The following is a 17,724-nucleotide window of genomic DNA, read 5'->3' as shown; positions in this document are numbered from 1 at the left end:
GCTATTGGACTGCCGCCGCGGCGGTTTCGCTGCGCAGCGCTTCCAATTGATCGATGGCGGTATTGAGGCCCTTCTGGAACATCGACACCACGCGCAGGCGCACCCGAGGCTTGTGTGACAGCGGCGGGAGCAGGTCGGCGAGCAGGTTCAATCGGGCCGAGCTGAGCCAGTCGAACAGTTCCTCGTCGTCGAGCCAGCGCGAGAAATTGCGCAGATCCGAATGTGTCAACCGCATCCAGTCCAGATCGGAGTCCGGGTGCGGAATCGGTGTGCAGAGTTCGTTCTTCACCGGGTCGTCGTCGTAGGCGAACTCGACGTGCGCGGTGAACGCGGCACTGAACACCTGTTGGCAGCCGCGCACCGCCTGCAGCGTGATGTGGTCGCCGTCGAAAACCGGCTTGGCCGGCTGCTGCGGCGCTCCGTCGGCGGTGCAGTCGATGTAGAGCGCCGAGGGAGACGAGGGCACCGAGCCGTCGTCGAGCACGATCTCGGTGGGTTCGACGGACTTCACGTGGCCCATTCTGACGATGTCGCTGATGCGGCGCAGCTGCTCGAGTTCAGGTTGCGACACGGTGGCGCACCGATACATGCGCGGCCGCACCGAAGGGTCGATGCGGAGCAGGGTCCCAGCGGCTTCCAGCTGGTCGAACAGGTCGTCGGTCGAGGTCGCCTTGCCGATCACCTCAAGGGTGGCGCTGTAACCCTTCCGGAACTGCTTGATGAATGTCGGTCCGGGCTGCAGTGTCGCCCGGTCGATCAGCCACGAGTCGCGCGGCATGATCCAGGTCAGGTTGTCCGGATCGATGTCGTGACGCAGCAACCACAGGCAGACGTCCATGCCGGTCTTGCCCGCGCCGACGATCACGTAGCGGTCGCGAGCCGGGAATTTGGGTAGCTCGTTGGGGGCGACACAGTCGATGCCGGTGGCCACTGCGAAAGGGGCGGGCCGCATGGATGGCACGACGGCCCGCAGGTACGTGGCGTCGACGATCCGCTTGTTGACGGTGACGTCATATTCGTTGCCGGCGAGGGTCCGCAGGCGTCGGTCGCCCAGATACTCACTCATCGGGAAGTACTGCACCCGACCCGTGGGCAGAAACTGCTGTTGCATGACCGCGTCGAAATACGCGCAGATTTCCCCGACCGGGGCCAACTCGTTCAGTCCCTTGTTCCAGCCAACCTGGTCAATGGTGTTGTTGCCCAAGGGTCTTGAGTTGACGCCGTAATACGCCGACGGCTGGTGCAGGCGCACGAAGGGGTATGCGGTGGTCCAGTGTCCACCTGGTTGACACGCTCGGTCGACAACGACCACGCGCGCGTCGGATTCGGTGATGAGCGTGTCGATGAACGCCATTCCCATCGCGCCGGCACCTATCACCAGGTAGTCGGTCTCGATAGCGTTGGTCTGCACGTGCGCCACGATAGTGCCTGGCCTCATTGGACAAAGCACAGGACGTCCGGCATTTTTCCGGCCGATGTCCACGGTTCGGTGTGTTTGCCCCGATAAAGCTACGGGTCGACAGTTACCGACAGCGAGCCGAGCAGCCGCAGCGCGTGGGCGCTAGCCGAATCGGGAGCGGCGTGGTAGACCACCAACTCCTGGCCGGGGCTGGACCGCACGTCGAAGGTCTGCATCGACAACGTCAGCTCACCCACGTCGCGGTGGTAGAACCGCTTGGACTCCAACGACTTTCCTCGCGAGTCGTGCCGCTGCCAGAGTCGTTTGAACTCGTCGCTGGAGGCCAGCAGCTCGGTGAGCACCTGCTGGATCCTCGGATGGTGAGGCGCTCGGCCATGGTTGAGCCGGAACCCGGCGACCGAATTGGCCGCCACCTGTTCCCAATCCAGGTAAAACCGCCTGGCTTCCGGATCGGTGAACACGACCTGCATCAGGTTGCGGGAATGGCTCCAGTTGTGGAACAGCGCGTCCGCGATTCCGTTGGAGGCCAGCACGTCGTAGGCGATGTTGTAGACGATGGCCGGGTTATCCGGCCAGGCCGCCATCAGGTCGAGCAGCGCGTTGTCCACCCGGTCCTCGACGGCCACCCGGTCGCGCGGGATGTGGCCGGCCAGTCGGTACAGATGGCTGCGGGCGTCCTCGCCCAGGCGTAGCGCGACCGCCAGTGCCTCGACCACCTGCACCGACGGGCTGCGCTCACGGCCCTGCTCCAGCCGGGTGTAGTAGTCGACGCTGAGCCCGGCCAGCATCGCCACCTCTTCCCGACGCAGCCCGGCCACCCTGCGGTGGCCGCTGCTGCGCAGGCCCACCTCGTCAGGGCCCACCGCGGCCCGCCTGGCCCGCAGGTAGGAGCCGAGTTCGTCGTCGGACATGGTGTCGATGCTAGCGACCCGCCTGCCCCCGAGCCTGGGTGCAGCGCACCCAGGAACACTGCGTCCTGCCGGATCCGTCGGCTCTCCGTCACGGTGGATGGTGCGCAGTAACCACCCGAAACACCGTGCGAATCAAGGAGAACCATGACCACACCTAAAGTCGCGTTCGTCACCGGAGCCAGCAGCGGCATCGGCCGCGCCATCACGACCAGGCTGGCCGCCGACGGCCTGACCGTGGTCGCCGCGGCGCGGCGCACCGAACTGCTCGACGAGCTGGCCGCCGGCACCGACACCATCGAGGCGCAGGAGCTCGACGTCACCGACCGGGACGCGGTCCGACGCGCCGTCGACGACGCGGTCGCCCGGCACGGCCGCCTCGACGTGTTCGTCGCCAACGCCGGGGTGATGCCGCTCTCGCGGCTGGACTCCGACCTCGTCGACGAATGGGACACCATGATCGACGTCAACATCCGCGGTCTGCTGCACGGGATCTCGGCCAGCTTGCCGCATTTCCGCACGCAGGGCTCCGGCCACTTTGTCACGACGGCGTCCGTCGGCTCGTACAAGGTCACTCCGACCGCGGCGGTGTACTGCGGCACGAAGTACGCCGCCTGGGCGATCACCGAGGGCTTGCGCCAGGAGTCCCCGCCCGGGATCCGCGTGACCACGGTCTCGCCCGGAGTTGTGGAAAGCGAACTGGCGAACACCATCAGCGATCCGCACGCCAAGGGGTTCATGAAGGAATACCGCAAGTACGCCCTTGACCCGGCCGCGATCGCCGCCGCGGTCTCCTACGCGGTCGGCCAGCCCGCCGACGTGGACGTCAACGAGATGGTGATCCGGCCCGTGCGCCAGCGCTGATCTGGATGTCCACGGTTCGGTATGTTTGCCCCGATGGATGAGCACCATGGCTGATCTCACCGCCGCGGTCGCCGACGGCGTTGCGCTGTTGACCCTGAACCGACCCGAGCGGCGCAATGCCTACACCGCGGAAATGGGTGCGCTGCTCAATCAGGCCTACCGGCAGTGTGACGAGGACGATCAGGTGCGGGCCATCGTCCTCACCGGCGCGGGGGACGCGTTCTGCGTCGGAGCCGATTTCTCGATGGAAAACAGCCCGTTCGACACTCCGGGCAACGAATTCACAGCAGCCCCAACCGATCCGGCCGCGTTTGAGCTGGGCAAGCCGGTCATCGCCGCGGTCAACGGCCACGCCATCGGCATTGGATTGACCATCGCGCTGCAGGCCGACATCCGAATCATGGCTCGCGACGCCAAATACGCTGTGGCACAGGCACGCAGGGGAGTGATAGCGGACTGCATGTCGCACTGGACGTTGCCGCACCTGGTAGGTGGTGCCGTTGCGGCGGACCTGCTCCTGACCGGGCGGACGTTCGACGGCGCCGAGGCGGCCACGATGGGCGTCGCCACTCGAACACTGCCCGGGGACCAGGTGCTCGAGCATGCGATGACGGTGGCGCGCGACATCGCCGTCAACGTCGCACCGATGTCGGCCGCATTGAGCAAGCGACTGCTGTGGGACACCATGCTCAAGGGCTACACGGCGCGGCAGGTCGCCGATCTGGAGACGAAACTGCATCATCGGGTGATGGGGGGTGCGGACGCACGCGAGGGTGTTGAGGCATTCCTGCAGCGCCGTGTCCCGCGTTGGAGCGGATCGGTGTCGAAGGACTGGAAACCACTGCCGGAGGTGTAATGCAGATCGACGTGGTCGCCAATGAACTTGGCTTCACCGAAGGGCCCGTGTGGTTGGCGGACGGACGAATTGCGCTCACTTCGATCAGTCACGGTTGCCTCTATGTCGTCGACCCGACGGGCGGCGGACCGATCGAGCGAATCGTCACCGGCGGTGGCCCCAACGGCCTGGTGCTGGGCTCCGACGGTGCCCTGTACGTGGCCCAGAACGGGGGAGTCTTCAACGCGAGCGGCCCGGCGCAGCCCGGGGTGCAGGTCGTCATCGACGGAAAGGTCGACTACCTGGTCACCGGCATGGGCGCACCTAACGACCTGGTCTTCGGTCCGGACGGTCGGCTGTGGGTGACCGATCCCCGCGACGAAGCCGTCCTCAACGCACCCGATGACTGGCCGGGACACCTGTGGGCCTGTTCGCTCGACGGAGCCGAACCCGAACAGATCGTCGACAACGGGCCCCCGTTCATCAACGGCCTGGGCTTCACAGACGACGGACAGTCACTGCTGGTCACGGCCACGCTGTCGGCGGGCTTGCTGGCCTACGAGGTGAGCCCGTCGGGTTCTGCGAGCTGGTCGCAGCCGCGGCTGCTGCACACGTTCGACAACGGGTGGCCCGACGGCATGGTGGTCAGCCCGTCCGGCCTGACGTGGGCGGCGTTGACGGGCGGGGACCGCATCGACGCCATCGACGCCGAGGGGAACCGCCAAGCCGTGATCGAGCTGCCGGCCGGGTCGCTGCCCACCAACGTCTGCATCGGCGGCGCGGACCTCGACGAGCTGTACATCACCGCTGCCGGGAGTCAGTCGCTGCTGCGGGTGCTCTTCGGTGACGGCGAGACGGGTCTTCGATGACCAGCTGGGCCAGTCGCGCGCTACCCGTCCTCCTTCGCCTGACGGGGCGGACGCGCGCCTACGCCAGTGCTGACAACGCGCGCGCCCACCTTGCCGGACGAGAACTGCGTCCACAACCGTACGGGCCGCCCGCCCGATTGCGTCCGGATGTCGCGGTGGAGGTCCAGCGCCGGTTCGGGTGGCCGATCTACACCGTCACCCCCGCGTCCGGCTTGCCCACCGGCGCGGTCGTTTACCTGCACGGTGGTGGCTGGGTCAACGAAATCAGCACGCAGCATTGGCAATTGGTCACCGAAATCGCCGCTGATGCGCGTGCGAAGGTGATCGTCCCGATCTATCCGTTGGTGCCATTCGCCACGGCGGCCGAGGTGATGCCGACCCTCGTGCAATTGGTGGCAGAGGCGGTGGCGTCCGGTTGTGACCGGGTGTGCCTGGCCGGGGATTCCGCCGGTGGTCAGATGGCGTTGTCGGTGGCCCTGCTGTTGCGCGACGAGCATGACGTGGTCATACCGCAGACGGTGTTGATCTCCCCGGTGCTCGACCTCTCACTGTCCAATCCGGACATTGCCGCCGTCGACGACCCATGGCTGGGACGCGACGGTCTGCTGGTCTTCGCCGACTGCTGGCGTGGCAACCTGCCGCTCGGCGATCCGCGGGTAGACCCACTGGCGGCGGACCTGAGCCGTCTCGGTGCGCTGACTGTGTTCAGCGGAACCCGGGACATCCTCAATCCGGACGCCCGGTTGCTGGTTGAAAAAGCCGGCGCCGCAGGCGTTGCCGTCGATTACCACGAGGAACCTGGGTTGCTGCATGTGTATCCGCTGTCGCCGACGCCGGAAGGTCGTGCGGCGCGGCGGATTATCGTCGAGCGCCTGCGTGGCTAGCTTTCGGCCGGAGGCTGCGGCGAGCCTGTAATTTGGCAGGCCGTTACTCGTACTTTTTCTGCATGGATTCAGGGTCGCTGACGGGGATGGTCTGCGTGCCGTGGGTGCACAGAGCCTTGCGGCGAGCGCACGCTTTCAGGCTCGGTGCGGCGGCCGGCCGGCCCCGTGAGTAAGGTGCCACCATGGCTGCCGACGAGCAGTACTACGACCTCGGCTCCTACCACCGACCCGTCGAAACCCCTGTGCCGCAAGCACAGGTGTGGTTCGACCGGGGGCTGGTGTGGGCCTACGCGTTCAACCATGAAGAGGCGATCCGCTGCTTCGAGCAGGCGCTGGAACTCGACCCGGATCTGGCCATCGCGCGATGGGGGATCGCCTACTCGGTCGGGCCCAATTACAACAAGGCGTGGGAGGCATTCGACCCGACCGACCTGAGCTCATCACTGGCCCGAGCACGGCGGGAATTGCAACTCGCGGCGCAAGGCCGTGCCAGCGCGGTCGAACGGGACCTCGTCGTCGCGCTGCAGGTCCGCTTTCCCACCGACGACCCGGACGACACGAAAGCCCTGGCAACCGGCCAAAGCGCCTACGCCGACGCGATGACCAAACTCGCCGCGACCTATCCGAGCGACGTCGACGTGCAGGCTCTCGCGGCCGACGCACTGGTCAACCTCACGGCGTGGGCGCTGTGGGACACCACAACGGGCGCCCCCGCCGCGGGCTCACGGGTGCTCGAGGCCAAGCGGATCCTCGAAGACGCGCTGGCCACCCCCGCGGGCCGCGAACACCCGGGTGCATTGCATCTGTATGTCCACACCATGGAAATGTCGCCGACCCCGCAGGACGCCCTACCGGCAGCCGACCTGCTGCGTGACCTGGTGCCCGACGCCGGGCACCTGCGACACATGCCGAGCCACATCGACGTCCTCTGCGGCGACTACCACAGCTCGGTGGTGGCGAATTTTGCTGCGGTGCAAGCGGATCGACGCTTCGTCGAACGTGAGGGCCCGCTGAATTTCTATTCCCTCTACCGCGCCCACGATCTGCACTTCATCGTGTATTCGGCGATGTTCGAAGGGCAATCACGAATTGCCTTGCAGGCCGCCGACGAGCTAGCGGGCCAATTGACACCCGAACTGCTGTCGATCGAATCCCCGCCGATGGCCGACTGGCTCGAAGCCTTTGTGCCGCTACGCATCCACGTGCTGGTGCGGTTCGGGCGGTGGGAGGAACTGATCGCCCAGCCGCTGCCGCAGGACACCGACCTCTACTGCACCAGCACGGCCACCTTCCACTACGGACGCGGCGTGGCGCTGGCGGCCACCGGTCGGCTCGCCGAGGCCAACGACGAACGCGCGGCGTTCACCGACGCGTACGAGCGGATACCGGAGACCCGGTACCTGTTCAACAACACCAGCCGAGACATCCTCGCCGTCGCCGGGGCCATGCTCGACGGTGAAATCGCCTACCGGGAAGAGCAATTCGACGCGGCCTTCAGCCACCTGCGGCGTGCGGTGGAGCTCGACGACTCGCTACCCTACGACGAGCCGTGGGGCTGGATGCAGCCCACCCGGCACGCCTACGGCGCACTGCTGCTCGAACAGGGCCACGTCGAGGAGGCGGCGGCCGTTTACGCCGCCGACCTCGGTCTGGATCCCACTCTGGCCCGGCCGTGTCAGCACCCCGGGAATGTGTGGAGCCTGCACGGGTATCACGAATGCCTGCAGCGACTCGGCCGCACCGCCGAAGCAACGATCATCGGCCAACAACTCGCCCTGGCCGCCGCGCGCGCCGACGTCCCGATCAGAGCGTCCTGCGCGTGCCGGCTCGACGTCACGTCGTGCTGTGATGACTGACCCGACTGATGCCCACGTAGGACGAACTCATCGCCGGGGTCTGCGACAGCGGGTCCACCGGCTCACCGTCAACCAGGAGGTTGCGGTTCACGCCGAACGATTGCGGCGCCGCGCCGCCGCGTGGGTCGAAGACGCGTGAACCCCAGCCGTGGTCAAGGATGACCAACCCGCGCCGCGGTCGGTCGCTCAGACGGGCCTTGACCTCGACCGCGCCGACCGGTGCATGCACGCACACCGGGTCCCCGTCGTCGATGCCGAGCGCTGCCGCGTCGGCCGGGTGGATCAGCACCACGCTGCCCTTGCCGCCGGGATGCAGGTCGGGCAGCTCGTTGAGAAACGAGTTCATCGAGTGGCGGTGGCGGCGGTTGCCGATCTGGAAAGGGTACTTCTCCGGGGCCTCGGGCGGTGGCGCGGCAAGTAACTCCCGGGCCCGCGCCACCAGTTCGTCGGGCGCCACGTGTGCCCGCTTGTCGGGGGTGCGCAGCGCGGACGCGAAGTGGCCGTACTCCCGCGGCCCCAGCACCAGCCCGTGCGGGTGGTTCCGGAGGTGATTCCATTTCAGCTTGTGGCCGTTGACCTTTCGTGAGGATGCCACGATCAGCCGGTTGATCCAGTGCGGCGTGAAAGCCAGCCCCGGCCGGCCCGTGATCCCCGCCAGGCGCCGGCTGGCCCGGATGAACCCGTTGAGTCCTTTGACGCCAAACAGCGGTGCGTTCATCGCCAGTGCCAGGTCGACGAAGATGCGCCATTCCTCACGCGCGTTCGGGGGCGGCTCCACGGCGCGCACCCCGTACTGCACGTAGGGCTCGTCGTGCAGATTGCTGGTCAGGGCCAGCAGGTCGTCGCGTTCGAGCCAATGCACCGCCGGTAGCAACCAATGCGCATGGCGGTGGCTCTCGCGCTGGACGAAGTCGATGGCCACCAGCAAGTCCAACTGCGCCAGTGCGTCGTCCAGCGCCGCGCCATTGGGGCCGGAGACGACGGGGTTGCCGGAGTTGATCAGCAGCGCTCGGATCCGCCCGCGTCCCGGGGTGGTGATCTCGGCGGGCAGTTCGCTCAGCGCGTGCGCACCGGCGACCATCGTGCGGCCGGCCAGTCGACTCTTGTGGTCCGGTGTCTTGGCCAGGCCGGCCATCCGCAGCGCGTCGAAGTACCCCGGCTCGAAACGGCGGCCACCGGGGCGGTCCATGCGTCCGGTGATCACGTTGAGCACCTGGCCGAGCCATTCGCCCACCGTGCCCGCAACATGCAACGAGACCCCGGTCCGAGTGATCGCCATGGCGGCTCTGGCCGTCGCGAAATCCCTTGCCACGGATTCGATCTGGCTACGGTCGATGTCGCAGCGCCGCGCCAGGTCATCGAGATCCGCATCAGCGACGAGTCTCCGAAGCACCGGCATACCCACGGCCAGACGCGCACAGTCGCCCGCGTGTTCCAGTCCCTCGTCGAGGATCACCTTGACCATGGCCAGCAGCAGCGCCCAGTCCTGGCCGGGCCGCACCGCGATGTGGACGTCGGCCCTGTCGGCGGACTCGGTGCGGAGCGGGTCGACCACAACGATCTTGGCGCCTTGCCTCTGCCGCGCCAGCGCGCGCTTCCAGCCGCCGGGTGCGCTGTCCACCCAATTCCATGCGCTCACCGCGGGATTCGTGCCGACCAACAGAAAGTAGTCGCAGTTGTCGATATCCGACACCGGCACCATGATCGACGACCCGTACATCGCCTCGGCGACGACGTGTAGCGCGTTCTGATCGACCGACCCGACCGCGTAGCGGTTGTTGGTGCCGACCCCATCGAGCCAGCCGTTCATAAAGATCAGATTTGACCCCGAATAGCCGGCCGGATTGCCGTAGTAGGCGGCGACGGTGTCCGGGCCGTCAGCCTTGATCAACTCGGTCATCCGGGTGGCGATGTCCGAGATCGCCTCGTCCCAGGTGGCCTCGCGGTAGCCGTCACCCACCCGCCGCATCGGGGCCAGGATGCGGCGCGGATGTTCGACGAGTTGTGCCGCGGTGCGGCCCTTGGCGCAGAAATCCTGCCAGCTGTGCGGATTCTGCTTGTCGGCGGCGATCTTGCGCACCCGGTTGCCCTCGACGGTCACCTCGACTCCGCACGAGGCGAGGCAGTACCGGCAGAACGTGAACACGGTCCGAGAACCAGTGGCTCGGTCGCGCGGATCCATCCTTCGAGCGTGACACTTCCACCGATTTTTGTATAGCTCGGCGATTACCGGCGAGGCGCCCACTGTGGAATCTCCGACGCCGAACCGGCGTGGCGCGCCATCGGATTCACACTCGACGAGGGGTATCCGAGCTGGCGCTGTACAGTCGCTTAGCATGGAGGCCATGGCTGAGTCCGTCCAGCAGTTCCGGGACCGGGCCCGATCCTGGCTGGCCGCGAACATGCCGCGGTTGGATCCCAACAGTCCGACCGCTCTCGAGCGCGACGGGGAAGCGTCCTGGCGGCGGGCCCGTGAGCTACAACGACTCCTGTACGACGGGGGATTCGCCGGCATCTGCTTTCCGCGCGAGTACGGCGGGTTGGGGCTGAGCTACGAATACAAGAAGGCGTTCGACGCCGAGGCGGTGGATTACGAGACGCCGTTCATCCTCAACATTCCGTCCTTCGCCATCTGTTGCGCGACGATCCTGGATATGGGCAGCGAGGAGCAGAAGCGCACCCACGTCCACGCGGCGCTGCGCGGCGACGAAATTCTCGTGCAACTGCTGTCCGAACCCAGCGGGGGATCGGACCTCGCCGGTGTCATCACCCGCGCCGATCGCCGCGACGGGCGGTGGATCATCAACGGCGCGAAGACGTGGAGCAGTGGAGCATTCGCGGCCGACTATGGGCTGTGTCTGGCCCGAACCGATTGGGAAGCACCCAAACACCAAGGGCTGACCATGTTCCTGGTGCCGATGCGTCACCCCGGCATCACGACGAATCGGATTCGTCAGGTCACCGGATCCGCGGAGTTCTGCGAAGAGTTCCTCGACGACGTGGACGTCGGTGACGACGCCGTTGTCGGTGAACCGGGCAAGGGCTGGGAGGTTGCGTCCCGCCAGCTCTACCACGAACGGCGCACCATGGGCGACGGCTCGGAGTACGCGATCGGACCGGGAATCACTGAATCTCAAGATGTTTCGCTAGATCTGGTAGCGCTGGTGCGTTCGGTGCGGCAGGAGGACAGCGAACGCGTTCGCGAAATGGTCGGCCGAGCCCTGGTTCACCGCGCGGTACAAACACAGCTCAGCGACCACGTGTACCGCGCCGTCGTCGCAGGATCCCTGCCGCCTACCGGGGGATCGATCATCCGGTTGCACATGGCGGAGGCGCACAACATCGAAACCGACACCGCCGCAGCCGTCGCCGGACCGGCGGCCGTCGTCGAGGATGACGCAACGGTCCTCGACGTGGGCACCCGCTATATCGGCCGTCAGATCGCCAACATCGGCGGCGGCACTACCGAGATGGCGCGCAACGTCATTGGCGAGCGGGTGCTGAATTTTCCACGCGAGTACGCCGCGGACCGAGGCGTGCCGTTCAACCAGGTGCGACGCAACGCGTCGCGCTCCTAGTCGCAGGAGGGTGGCCAACATGAGTGACCAACTACGGGACATCCGCGAGTTGGCCCACGACTCCGACGCCTACCGCGACGAGCTGTATCGGCGCTGGACGGGCCTGCTCAGCTACCGCTACATCGGACGCAAGCACTCTGCGATGAACATCGGCGAGCAGGACGACACCGTCGCCATCCGCCGCGACATGCGCAACGAGGCCGGTGGAATCATGGTGGCGCCGTTGGCCATCTCGTCGCCCGAGGGGTGTCAGACCGACATGGTGGCGGTGCCCAACCCGGTGATCGCCTCGGTGCAGATCGTCGACCCCGGTTACGACGTCACCCGGATCGAGATCGTCGGTTCCGGGATCGTGCACCAGGGCCGCACGATGGGCTACGGGCGGTGCACGATCGTCGATGCCGACAACCCGGACCGGGTGATCGCCTTCAACGAAGGCCAGGGGGCAGTCATCGGCATCCCACCGGAAGGCCTTGGCAAGATGGATGTTTCGGGAACCGAGTTGGTCATCGAGGACTCACCGGACCTACCACCGTTGTGGGCGGCGTTCGGGGCGAGCAAGCGCGACGACGGACATTGGGTGCTGCCGCCGTTGAGCGCCGAACTCGCCTCACCGGATGCGGCGCTGCACATTGGACCGCAGCACGTCGTCCTCGAGACCGCGGCCACGGACCTGGCGGCCGATCTCGTGGGCACCCGCAAGGTGCAGGTGGTCAGTTGGCACGTCATGTTCATGTCGCGGGGCAAGGTGGGCCCGTTCCGGGTGGAGGGCACTGCGCACGCCGGTCGCTCCGGGCGGGTGGGCGTGCGCATGCTGCTGCACGACGAGGGCAACGCGGACAAGCCCGTCACCTCTGCCGCGGCGATCTTCGACGTCGTCGGCTGACCACCGCCCAGCCGACCCGGCGGTTACCGCACCTCGCGGACTCGTAAATGGTCCAAAGTCCCCTCCATTAGGGACGGCATGCCCTCGTTGCGGCCCCCTGTTCGCGCGATCGTTGGTGGCAAGGCTTCGATTGAACGGGCAAAGGAAGGTCATGAACGCACACTTCCCAGATGCGGGGACAATCCAGACCGCATTGACGCTGGCGTCTCGTGCGCCGTCCGTGCACAACACGCAGCCGTGGCGGTGGCGGGTTGGTCAGTCCAGCCTGCACCTGTATGCCGACCCGAGCCTGCAGCTTCCCCATACTGACCCGGACGGTCGCGACCTGATGTTGAGCTGCGGTGCGGCGCTGCACCACTGCGTGGTGGCGTTGGCGGCCCTCGGATGGCAGGCGAAGGTCAACCGCCTGCCGAACCCGGCCGAGCCCGCCCACCTAGCGGCAATCGAGGTGACTCGCCACGTACCCGATCAGCTCGACATCATGCTTGCCGCCGCGATTCCACGGCGGCGAACCGACCGGCGACACTACAGCTTCTGGCAGGTCCCGGTGGCTGACATCGCCTTGATGGCCGCGCGAGCTGCCCGCAGCGGAGTCGCGCTGCATCGCGTCGAGTCGATGAGCTCCTTGAGCGCCATTGTGTCGCAATCGATGTCAGAGCATGCGGCAGACCCCGGTTACTTCACCGAACTCGCCACCTGGACCGGGCGGCATGCCTCGCCGGTGGGTGTGCCGGCCCGCAACATACCCGTGCCGGATCCGACGGCAATGGTGCCCAGTCGCCATTTTGCCGGCGCCGCATTGCCCATGCCCCCCGACACTTCATCGGTCGACGACAATGCCGTGATTCTGGCGTTGGGAACCCATGACGACGATCGACTGTCTCAGCTGCGGGCGGGGGAGGCGACGAGCGTCGTGCTACTTACCGCAACGGCGATGGGGTTGGCCAGCTGTCCGGTGACCGAGCCACTCGAGATCGCTGAGACCCGTGAAGCCGTTCGCGCTGAGGTTTTCGGCGATAGCAGCTACCCACAGATGCTGCTGCGGGTTGGTTGGGCTCCCATCAATGCGGATCCGCTGCCGGCGACGCCGCGGCGTCCGCTCGCCGAGATCGTCGAATGGCTAAGCGATAGCGACCCCATACCAAGCGCCGGGGGCTAGCATGCCCGGATTCCTCCGCAGCAGTGATGCTTTCATCTGGTCGATCGAGAGCGATCCGTGTTTGCGTTCGACCATCGTCGTGCTCGTCCTGCTCGACCGGCCGCCGGACTGGCGGGAGTTGACCAAGCGATTCGAACTGCTCAGTCGGGTGGTGCCGGCGTTTAGGGAACGGGTGGTCCCGTCACCGGGGTTAGCCCCGCCACGGTGGGAACCCGACGACGAGTTTGACCTTGCCTTCCACCTACGCAGGGTGGACGCCCCTGCGCCCGGTGACATGGCCACTCTCGAGGAGATGGCCCGGATTGCGGCGATGGCCGACTTCGATCGGGCTCGTCCACTCTGGGAGTGCACCCTGATCGAGGGCTTGGTAGATGGTGGCGCGGCACTGCTGTGCAAGGTCAACCACGCGCTCACCGATGGTGTCGGTGCCGTCGAAATGGCGGCGGCGTTGTATGACCGCGCGCCACAGTATGAGGAGTGGCCAGCGCCAACGGGGGCGGCGCCGCGGACAACCCGCGCGTCCCCGTATCGGACGGCGGCACTGGGCGCTGTGCGATACGCGACCGACGCGCTCAAGGCCACCCGAAGACTCCCCGCGCTCGTTGGCAAGGGCATCCAAAACCCGGCCAAAGCGGTGGTCGAAACCTGCGAGACTGCGGCATCAGTCTGGCGAACTGCCCAGCCCACCCGTGGCCCCGGATCGCCGATCATGATCGACCGCCACAAAGGCCGACGCCTCGCGACCCATCACGTGCCCACCGAGGGGCTGCATAAGGCCGGACTGAACGCCGGTGGTTCGTTGAACGATGCGTTCATCGCCGCCGTGGCCGGCGGACTGCGTCGGTATCACGAGAAGCACGGCGCAATGGTCGAAAGCCTCACCATGACAATGCCAATCAGCGTTCGGACCCCGCACGACCCGCCGGGAGGCAATCGTGCAACGCTGATGAGGTTCGAGGTGCCGGTCGGAATTGTCGATGCCGCGGAACGCATCCGGATCATCCACGAGGCAACCGCCAAAGTACGCAACGAAAAGTCCTTGCGCCATACCGAATTCATCGCAGCTGCGCTTCGTCTGGCACCGCGCTGGTATGTCGGTTCGGCCCTTCGCAAGGTTGATTTCATCGCCAGCGATGTACCCGGCTTTGCCGAACCGATCTACCTGGCCGGAGCCGCGGTCAGGATGCAGTACGCGTTCTCGCCCACCCTCGGCGCCGCCTTCAACATCACCTTGCTGACCTGCGTCGACGAGTGCGCTCTGGGCATCAACGTTGATACCGCGGCTATCCAGGACGTCGATGTCTTCCACGACTGCCTGATCGCCGGCTTTGACGAGGTGTTGGCGCTCGCGCATTGAGCGTGTGCCCGAGCACTTCGGCTGATCCGCTGGGGACCAAGGACCCTCGTCTGAGAGCGCAATTCCCGACAAGACTGGTGGTATGACCACGATCAAGCGCGCCGCGAAAGCAACCGCGTTGCTTGCCGCACTGTATTGCTCTCGACGCTATTACCGAAATTGGGGCGCTACCAAAGCGGAATCCCAAATGCGACTGCCCGGTGACGCCTTGGTGCGGGACCCGGCGATCCAAACGACCGAGGCGGTCTACATCGATGCGCCCGTAGCTGCGGTCCTGCCCGAGGTTCTGCGCACGTGCCAACTCGCCAGTGGCTTTTCCAAGTCGGATGAGTTGCCGGACATCGCGGTAGGGGACACTCTGCACGTGGGCTTCCCAGCCAAGATGGGACGACACCACACCCTGCGCTTCACCGTCGTCGAGATGGTGCCGGATAGCCATATCGTCCTCAGCCTGGCCGAACCCGGTCTGGCCGGGAACGCGGTGGTGTCATTCCATCTGCAGCCACACTGGGAAGACCGTGCCCGCCTGCTCATACGCGCCAGGGTCGCCCTGCGGTACCCCGGCGAAGTGTTTGTCGTGGAACTGATCAGGCCGTTGGTCTCGCTGGGGGCCAGAGGGTTCCTGCTCAGCGTCAAACGCCGAGCGGAACGGTCCACGTCGTCGAGCGTCAGCTTCTCAGCGTAATGCTCTGTGTACCAGTGAATTTCGGAAGGAACAAGAATGCGTGAGACCATCCCGCTAGGGCCTATCGCCGGGTTCCGGGTCAGGGTTCACTGGAGCGTGATCGTGATCCTTGTGGCTGTTTACCTGGAGCCTGGCGACCGAACTGCCCGGTCTCGCCGCGGGTTACACCCGACTGGCCTACTGGGTGGCCGGCGCATGCGGGGCGCTCGTGCTGTTGGCATCGCTGCTGGCCCACGAGCTTGCGCATGCGATCGTCGCGCGCCGAGTGGGTTCGAGTGTGAAAGGGGTGACGCTATGGCTCGTCGGTGGTGTGACGGCGATCGAGGATGAGGCGAAGACGCCTGATGCGGCGTTCCGCATTGCCATCGCAGGACCGGCGACCAGCCTTGGCCTGTCTGCGGCATTTGCCGCCGGCGCAATCACCCTCGATGCCGTGTGGGCCCCCAGTATCGTCGTCAGCGTCGCGTGGTGGCTCGCCGCCGTCAACCTGCTACTGGGCCTGTTCAACCTGCTGCCGGGGGTGCCGCTGGACGGGGGCCGGCTGGTTCAGGCCCGGTTGTGGCGCCGTCACGGGGACAGGGTGCGGGCCACCCTATCGGCGGCGCATGCCGGACGAGTTGTAGCCATCGTTCTGATCACTTTGGGTCTGGCCGAGTTTCTCCTAGGCGGCGTCATTGGCGGCGTTTGGCTGGCGTTCATCGGATGGTTCATCCTGCTTGCGGCACGCGAGGAGGAAGAGGACGCGAAGACGCGGCGGATGTTTGTCGGCATGTGCGTCGCCGATGCGATGACCCCGCAACCGCGTACCGCGCCCGGCTGGATCAGTGTCGAGGATTTCATTCAGCGCTATCTGCTCGGCGATCGGCACTCGGCGTATCCCGTAGTTGATCATCACGGATCCATCGTGGGATTGGTGGCGTTGCGGCAACTGCGAGACGTTGCGCCGGACCAGCGTGCAAGGACCAGCGTCGGCGAGATCGCCGTGCCGTTAGGTGAGGTACCCACCGCCAATCCTGGGGAACCGCTCAACGTGTTGTTGCAGCGAATGACACCTGTTGGCGCGCGAAGCCGTGCCCTGGTCGTCGATGACGAGGGTCGGGTCGTCGGCATCGTCACGTCGGGTGATCTCGCCCGGTTGATCGAGATATACCAACTAGCCCGGCCGGGGCAACTCGACCACCACGCGCACAGCTAGGGCGGGTGCGAAATGGATGCCAAGCAGGGCGGTGCCTCGCTGCCGGTCGACCGGGATGTTGACGAGATCGCTGACGAGTTCTTGAGTTCGCCGTACGCAGACAGCAGGTATATCGATTGGACTTTGGATCGCCGCCTCGAAGGCTTCTTGCGTCGACACGGACTCGCCTGCCTCGTTGAAGACGGTGACGCATACGACCTGGTCCTAGACCGTGTCATGGTCCGCATCGGCGCTGCTTCGTGTCGGCGCTCTGGTCACAGGGCCGATCGTGGGGGAAGCTCGACGCGATAGCGTTGCTCGGACGCTCTGAGGCGCACCGAAGGAGAGGCAAATGTCTACAAACGTGACGCGTTATGGCATCGTCGTCGGCGTCGACGGATCGGCCGCATCGAACGCCGCCGTCGGTTGGGCCGCACGGGATGCGGCGCTGCGCAATGTGCCGCTGACATTGGTCCACACGTTCAAGCCATTCGTGCCCATGTATCCGCAAATCCCTCTCCCGGACGGGGTTTCGCTCTGGCAGGAAGACGACGGACAGCAGGTTCTGGAGCAGGCGGTGAAGATCGCCCACGAGGCCGTCGCAGACGGAACCATCGCGATAGCAAGCGAAGTGAAGGCGTCGCCCCCGGTGCCGACCCTCGTCGAGATGTCCAGCGATGCGGACATGGTCGTCGTCGGCTCCACCGGTCGTGGCGCAGTGGGGCGTGCGTTACTGGGGTCGGTCAGTGACGGTGTGGTGCGTAGCGCCAGGTGCCCCGTTGCGGTCATCCGCGAAGAAGCTTCCTACCTGCCGCGTTCCAATCAAGCTCCGGTGTTGGTCGGCATCGACTGTTCGCCGGCGTCCGACCTGGCCCTTGCCGTGGCACTCGATGAAGCGTCGTGGCGTGGTGTCGGGCTCAAGGTCCTGCACGCATGGAGTGACGTCGCGGTTTACCAGCGCCCGTGGTTGGACTGGGCGGACGAAGCGGAACGGAACCTCGCCGAATACATGGCGGGCTGGCAGGAGCGCTATCCCGATGTCAGCGTGAAGCGCATTGTCGTAATTGATCATCCAGGTCGATCGCTCATTGAAGAGTCCGAATCCGCCCAACTCGTTGTAGTGGGTAGTCATGGTCGGGGCGGCGTGGCCCGGGCACTGCTAGGTTCGGTCAGCAACGCCGTCGTGCATTCGGTCGTGACTCCCGTGATAGTGGCGCGGCCCGCGTAAGGCGATGACTTTTGGGCGACT

At 66.0% G+C, this 17,724-nt stretch carries 14 protein-coding genes and 1 pseudogene; 12 read left to right on the top strand and 3 right to left on the bottom strand.

The features are described from left to right. Position 1: 1 nt before the first annotated feature. Together G6N68_RS14715 and G6N68_RS14710 are read right to left on the bottom strand one after the other, a co-directional pair. On the bottom strand, positions 2-1,438 hold the full coding sequence (locus G6N68_RS14715) for an NAD(P)-binding protein (protein ID WP_163713464.1): 1,437 nt from the start codon (positions 1,436-1,438) through the stop codon (positions 2-4). 71 nt (positions 1,439-1,509) lie between these two features. Beyond that, positions 1,510-2,331: a helix-turn-helix transcriptional regulator gene (locus G6N68_RS14710; protein ID WP_205351341.1), complete on the bottom strand. Its 822-nt coding sequence runs from the start codon at positions 2,329-2,331 to the stop codon at positions 1,510-1,512. Positions 2,332-2,475: 144 nt separating this feature from the next. Here G6N68_RS14710 and G6N68_RS14705 point away from each other — a divergent pair, with 144 nt between their 5' ends. The 5 genes from G6N68_RS14705 (at position 2,476) to G6N68_RS14685 (ending at position 7,636) form a co-directional block, all read left to right on the top strand. Continuing rightward, on the top strand, positions 2,476-3,192 hold the full coding sequence (locus G6N68_RS14705; RefSeq protein ID WP_163713461.1) for an SDR family oxidoreductase: 717 nt from the start codon (positions 2,476-2,478) through the stop codon (positions 3,190-3,192). Positions 3,193-3,238: 46 nt separating this feature from the next. Then, positions 3,239-4,048: an enoyl-CoA hydratase-related protein gene (locus G6N68_RS14700; RefSeq protein WP_163713458.1), complete on the top strand. Its 810-nt coding sequence runs from the start codon at positions 3,239-3,241 to the stop codon at positions 4,046-4,048. Further along, complete coding sequence (locus G6N68_RS14695; RefSeq protein ID WP_163713455.1) at positions 4,048-4,896, top strand: SMP-30/gluconolactonase/LRE family protein; 849 nt, start codon at positions 4,048-4,050, stop codon at positions 4,894-4,896. The genes G6N68_RS14700 and G6N68_RS14695 overlap by 1 nt, the downstream gene beginning before the upstream one ends. Further along, a complete protein-coding gene (locus tag G6N68_RS14690) occupies positions 4,893-5,780 on the top strand; it encodes an alpha/beta hydrolase fold domain-containing protein (protein ID WP_163713450.1) in 888 nt (295 codons plus the stop codon). Before G6N68_RS14695 ends, G6N68_RS14690 begins: the two co-directional genes overlap by 4 nt. Before the next feature lie 182 nt (positions 5,781-5,962). After that, entirely contained in the window at positions 5,963-7,636 is a 1,674-nt protein-coding gene (locus G6N68_RS14685) for a tetratricopeptide repeat protein (RefSeq protein WP_163713448.1), read from the top strand. Here G6N68_RS14685 and G6N68_RS14680 read toward each other — a convergent pair. Continuing rightward, positions 7,614-9,818: a molybdopterin-containing oxidoreductase family protein gene (locus G6N68_RS14680; RefSeq protein ID WP_163713446.1), complete on the bottom strand. Its 2,205-nt coding sequence runs from the start codon at positions 9,816-9,818 to the stop codon at positions 7,614-7,616. The two genes, G6N68_RS14685 and G6N68_RS14680, sit on opposite strands and share 23 nt — an antisense overlap. A 163-nt stretch (positions 9,819-9,981) precedes the next feature. On the opposite strand from G6N68_RS14680, the gene G6N68_RS14675 reads away from it, so the two are divergent. From G6N68_RS14675 to G6N68_RS14645, 7 genes and pseudogenes are all read left to right on the top strand, one after another. Continuing rightward, positions 9,982-11,214, top strand: a complete 1,233-nt coding sequence (locus G6N68_RS14675; protein WP_371871587.1) for an acyl-CoA dehydrogenase family protein — start codon at positions 9,982-9,984, stop codon at positions 11,212-11,214. Positions 11,215-11,233: 19 nt separating this feature from the next. Next, positions 11,234-12,100, top strand: coding sequence for a hypothetical protein (locus tag G6N68_RS14670; RefSeq protein ID WP_163713441.1), 867 nt, complete (start codon positions 11,234-11,236; stop codon positions 12,098-12,100). Positions 12,101-12,251: 151 nt separating this feature from the next. Next, on the top strand, positions 12,252-13,259 hold the full coding sequence (locus G6N68_RS14665; protein WP_163713438.1) for an Acg family FMN-binding oxidoreductase: 1,008 nt from the start codon (positions 12,252-12,254) through the stop codon (positions 13,257-13,259). 1 nt (position 13,260) lies between these two features. Continuing rightward, positions 13,261-14,616 (top strand): wax ester/triacylglycerol synthase domain-containing protein, encoded by a 1,356-nt coding sequence (locus G6N68_RS14660; protein WP_163713435.1) that lies wholly within the window; start codon positions 13,261-13,263, stop codon positions 14,614-14,616. 82 nt (positions 14,617-14,698) lie between these two features. Further along, positions 14,699-15,301: an SRPBCC family protein gene (locus tag G6N68_RS14655; RefSeq protein ID WP_163713432.1), complete on the top strand. Its 603-nt coding sequence runs from the start codon at positions 14,699-14,701 to the stop codon at positions 15,299-15,301. Between the two features lie 36 nt (positions 15,302-15,337). Further along, positions 15,338-16,496, top strand: a pseudogene (locus G6N68_RS14650) (site-2 protease family protein). 331 nt (positions 16,497-16,827) lie between these two features. Beyond that, positions 16,828-17,703: a universal stress protein gene (locus tag G6N68_RS14645; RefSeq protein WP_163713429.1), complete on the top strand. Its 876-nt coding sequence runs from the start codon at positions 16,828-16,830 to the stop codon at positions 17,701-17,703. Positions 17,704-17,724 lie beyond the last annotated feature (21 nt).

The organism is Mycobacterium bourgelatii, assembly GCF_010723575.1.
GTDB classification, from domain to species: domain Bacteria; phylum Actinomycetota; class Actinomycetes; order Mycobacteriales; family Mycobacteriaceae; genus Mycobacterium; species Mycobacterium bourgelatii.
This window is presented reverse-complemented; position numbering and strand designations above follow the sequence as displayed.

What these genes read in the sequence shown, in the direction of transcription:
- G6N68_RS14715 (WP_163713464.1), bottom strand. Translation starts at nt 1,438, where the DNA reads ATGAGGCCAGGCACTATCGTGGCGCACGTGCAGACCAACGCTATCGAG.
- G6N68_RS14710 (WP_205351341.1), bottom strand. Translation starts at nt 2,331, where the DNA reads ATGTCCGACGACGAACTCGGCTCCTACCTGCGGGCCAGGCGGGCCGCG.
- G6N68_RS14705 (WP_163713461.1), top strand. Translation starts at nt 2,476, where the DNA reads ATGACCACACCTAAAGTCGCGTTCGTCACCGGAGCCAGCAGCGGCATC.
- G6N68_RS14700 (WP_163713458.1), top strand. Translation starts at nt 3,239, where the DNA reads ATGGCTGATCTCACCGCCGCGGTCGCCGACGGCGTTGCGCTGTTGACC.
- G6N68_RS14695 (WP_163713455.1), top strand. Translation starts at nt 4,048, where the DNA reads ATGCAGATCGACGTGGTCGCCAATGAACTTGGCTTCACCGAAGGGCCC.
- G6N68_RS14690 (WP_163713450.1), top strand. Translation starts at nt 4,893, where the DNA reads ATGACCAGCTGGGCCAGTCGCGCGCTACCCGTCCTCCTTCGCCTGACG.
- G6N68_RS14685 (WP_163713448.1), top strand. Translation starts at nt 5,963, where the DNA reads ATGGCTGCCGACGAGCAGTACTACGACCTCGGCTCCTACCACCGACCC.
- G6N68_RS14680 (WP_163713446.1), bottom strand. Translation starts at nt 9,818, where the DNA reads ATGGATCCGCGCGACCGAGCCACTGGTTCTCGGACCGTGTTCACGTTC.
- G6N68_RS14675 (WP_371871587.1), top strand. Translation starts at nt 9,982, where the DNA reads ATGGCTGAGTCCGTCCAGCAGTTCCGGGACCGGGCCCGATCCTGGCTG.
- G6N68_RS14670 (WP_163713441.1), top strand. Translation starts at nt 11,234, where the DNA reads ATGAGTGACCAACTACGGGACATCCGCGAGTTGGCCCACGACTCCGAC.
- G6N68_RS14665 (WP_163713438.1), top strand. Translation starts at nt 12,252, where the DNA reads ATGAACGCACACTTCCCAGATGCGGGGACAATCCAGACCGCATTGACG.
- G6N68_RS14660 (WP_163713435.1), top strand. Translation starts at nt 13,261, where the DNA reads ATGCCCGGATTCCTCCGCAGCAGTGATGCTTTCATCTGGTCGATCGAG.
- G6N68_RS14655 (WP_163713432.1), top strand. Translation starts at nt 14,699, where the DNA reads ATGACCACGATCAAGCGCGCCGCGAAAGCAACCGCGTTGCTTGCCGCA.
- G6N68_RS14645 (WP_163713429.1), top strand. Translation starts at nt 16,828, where the DNA reads ATGTCTACAAACGTGACGCGTTATGGCATCGTCGTCGGCGTCGACGGA.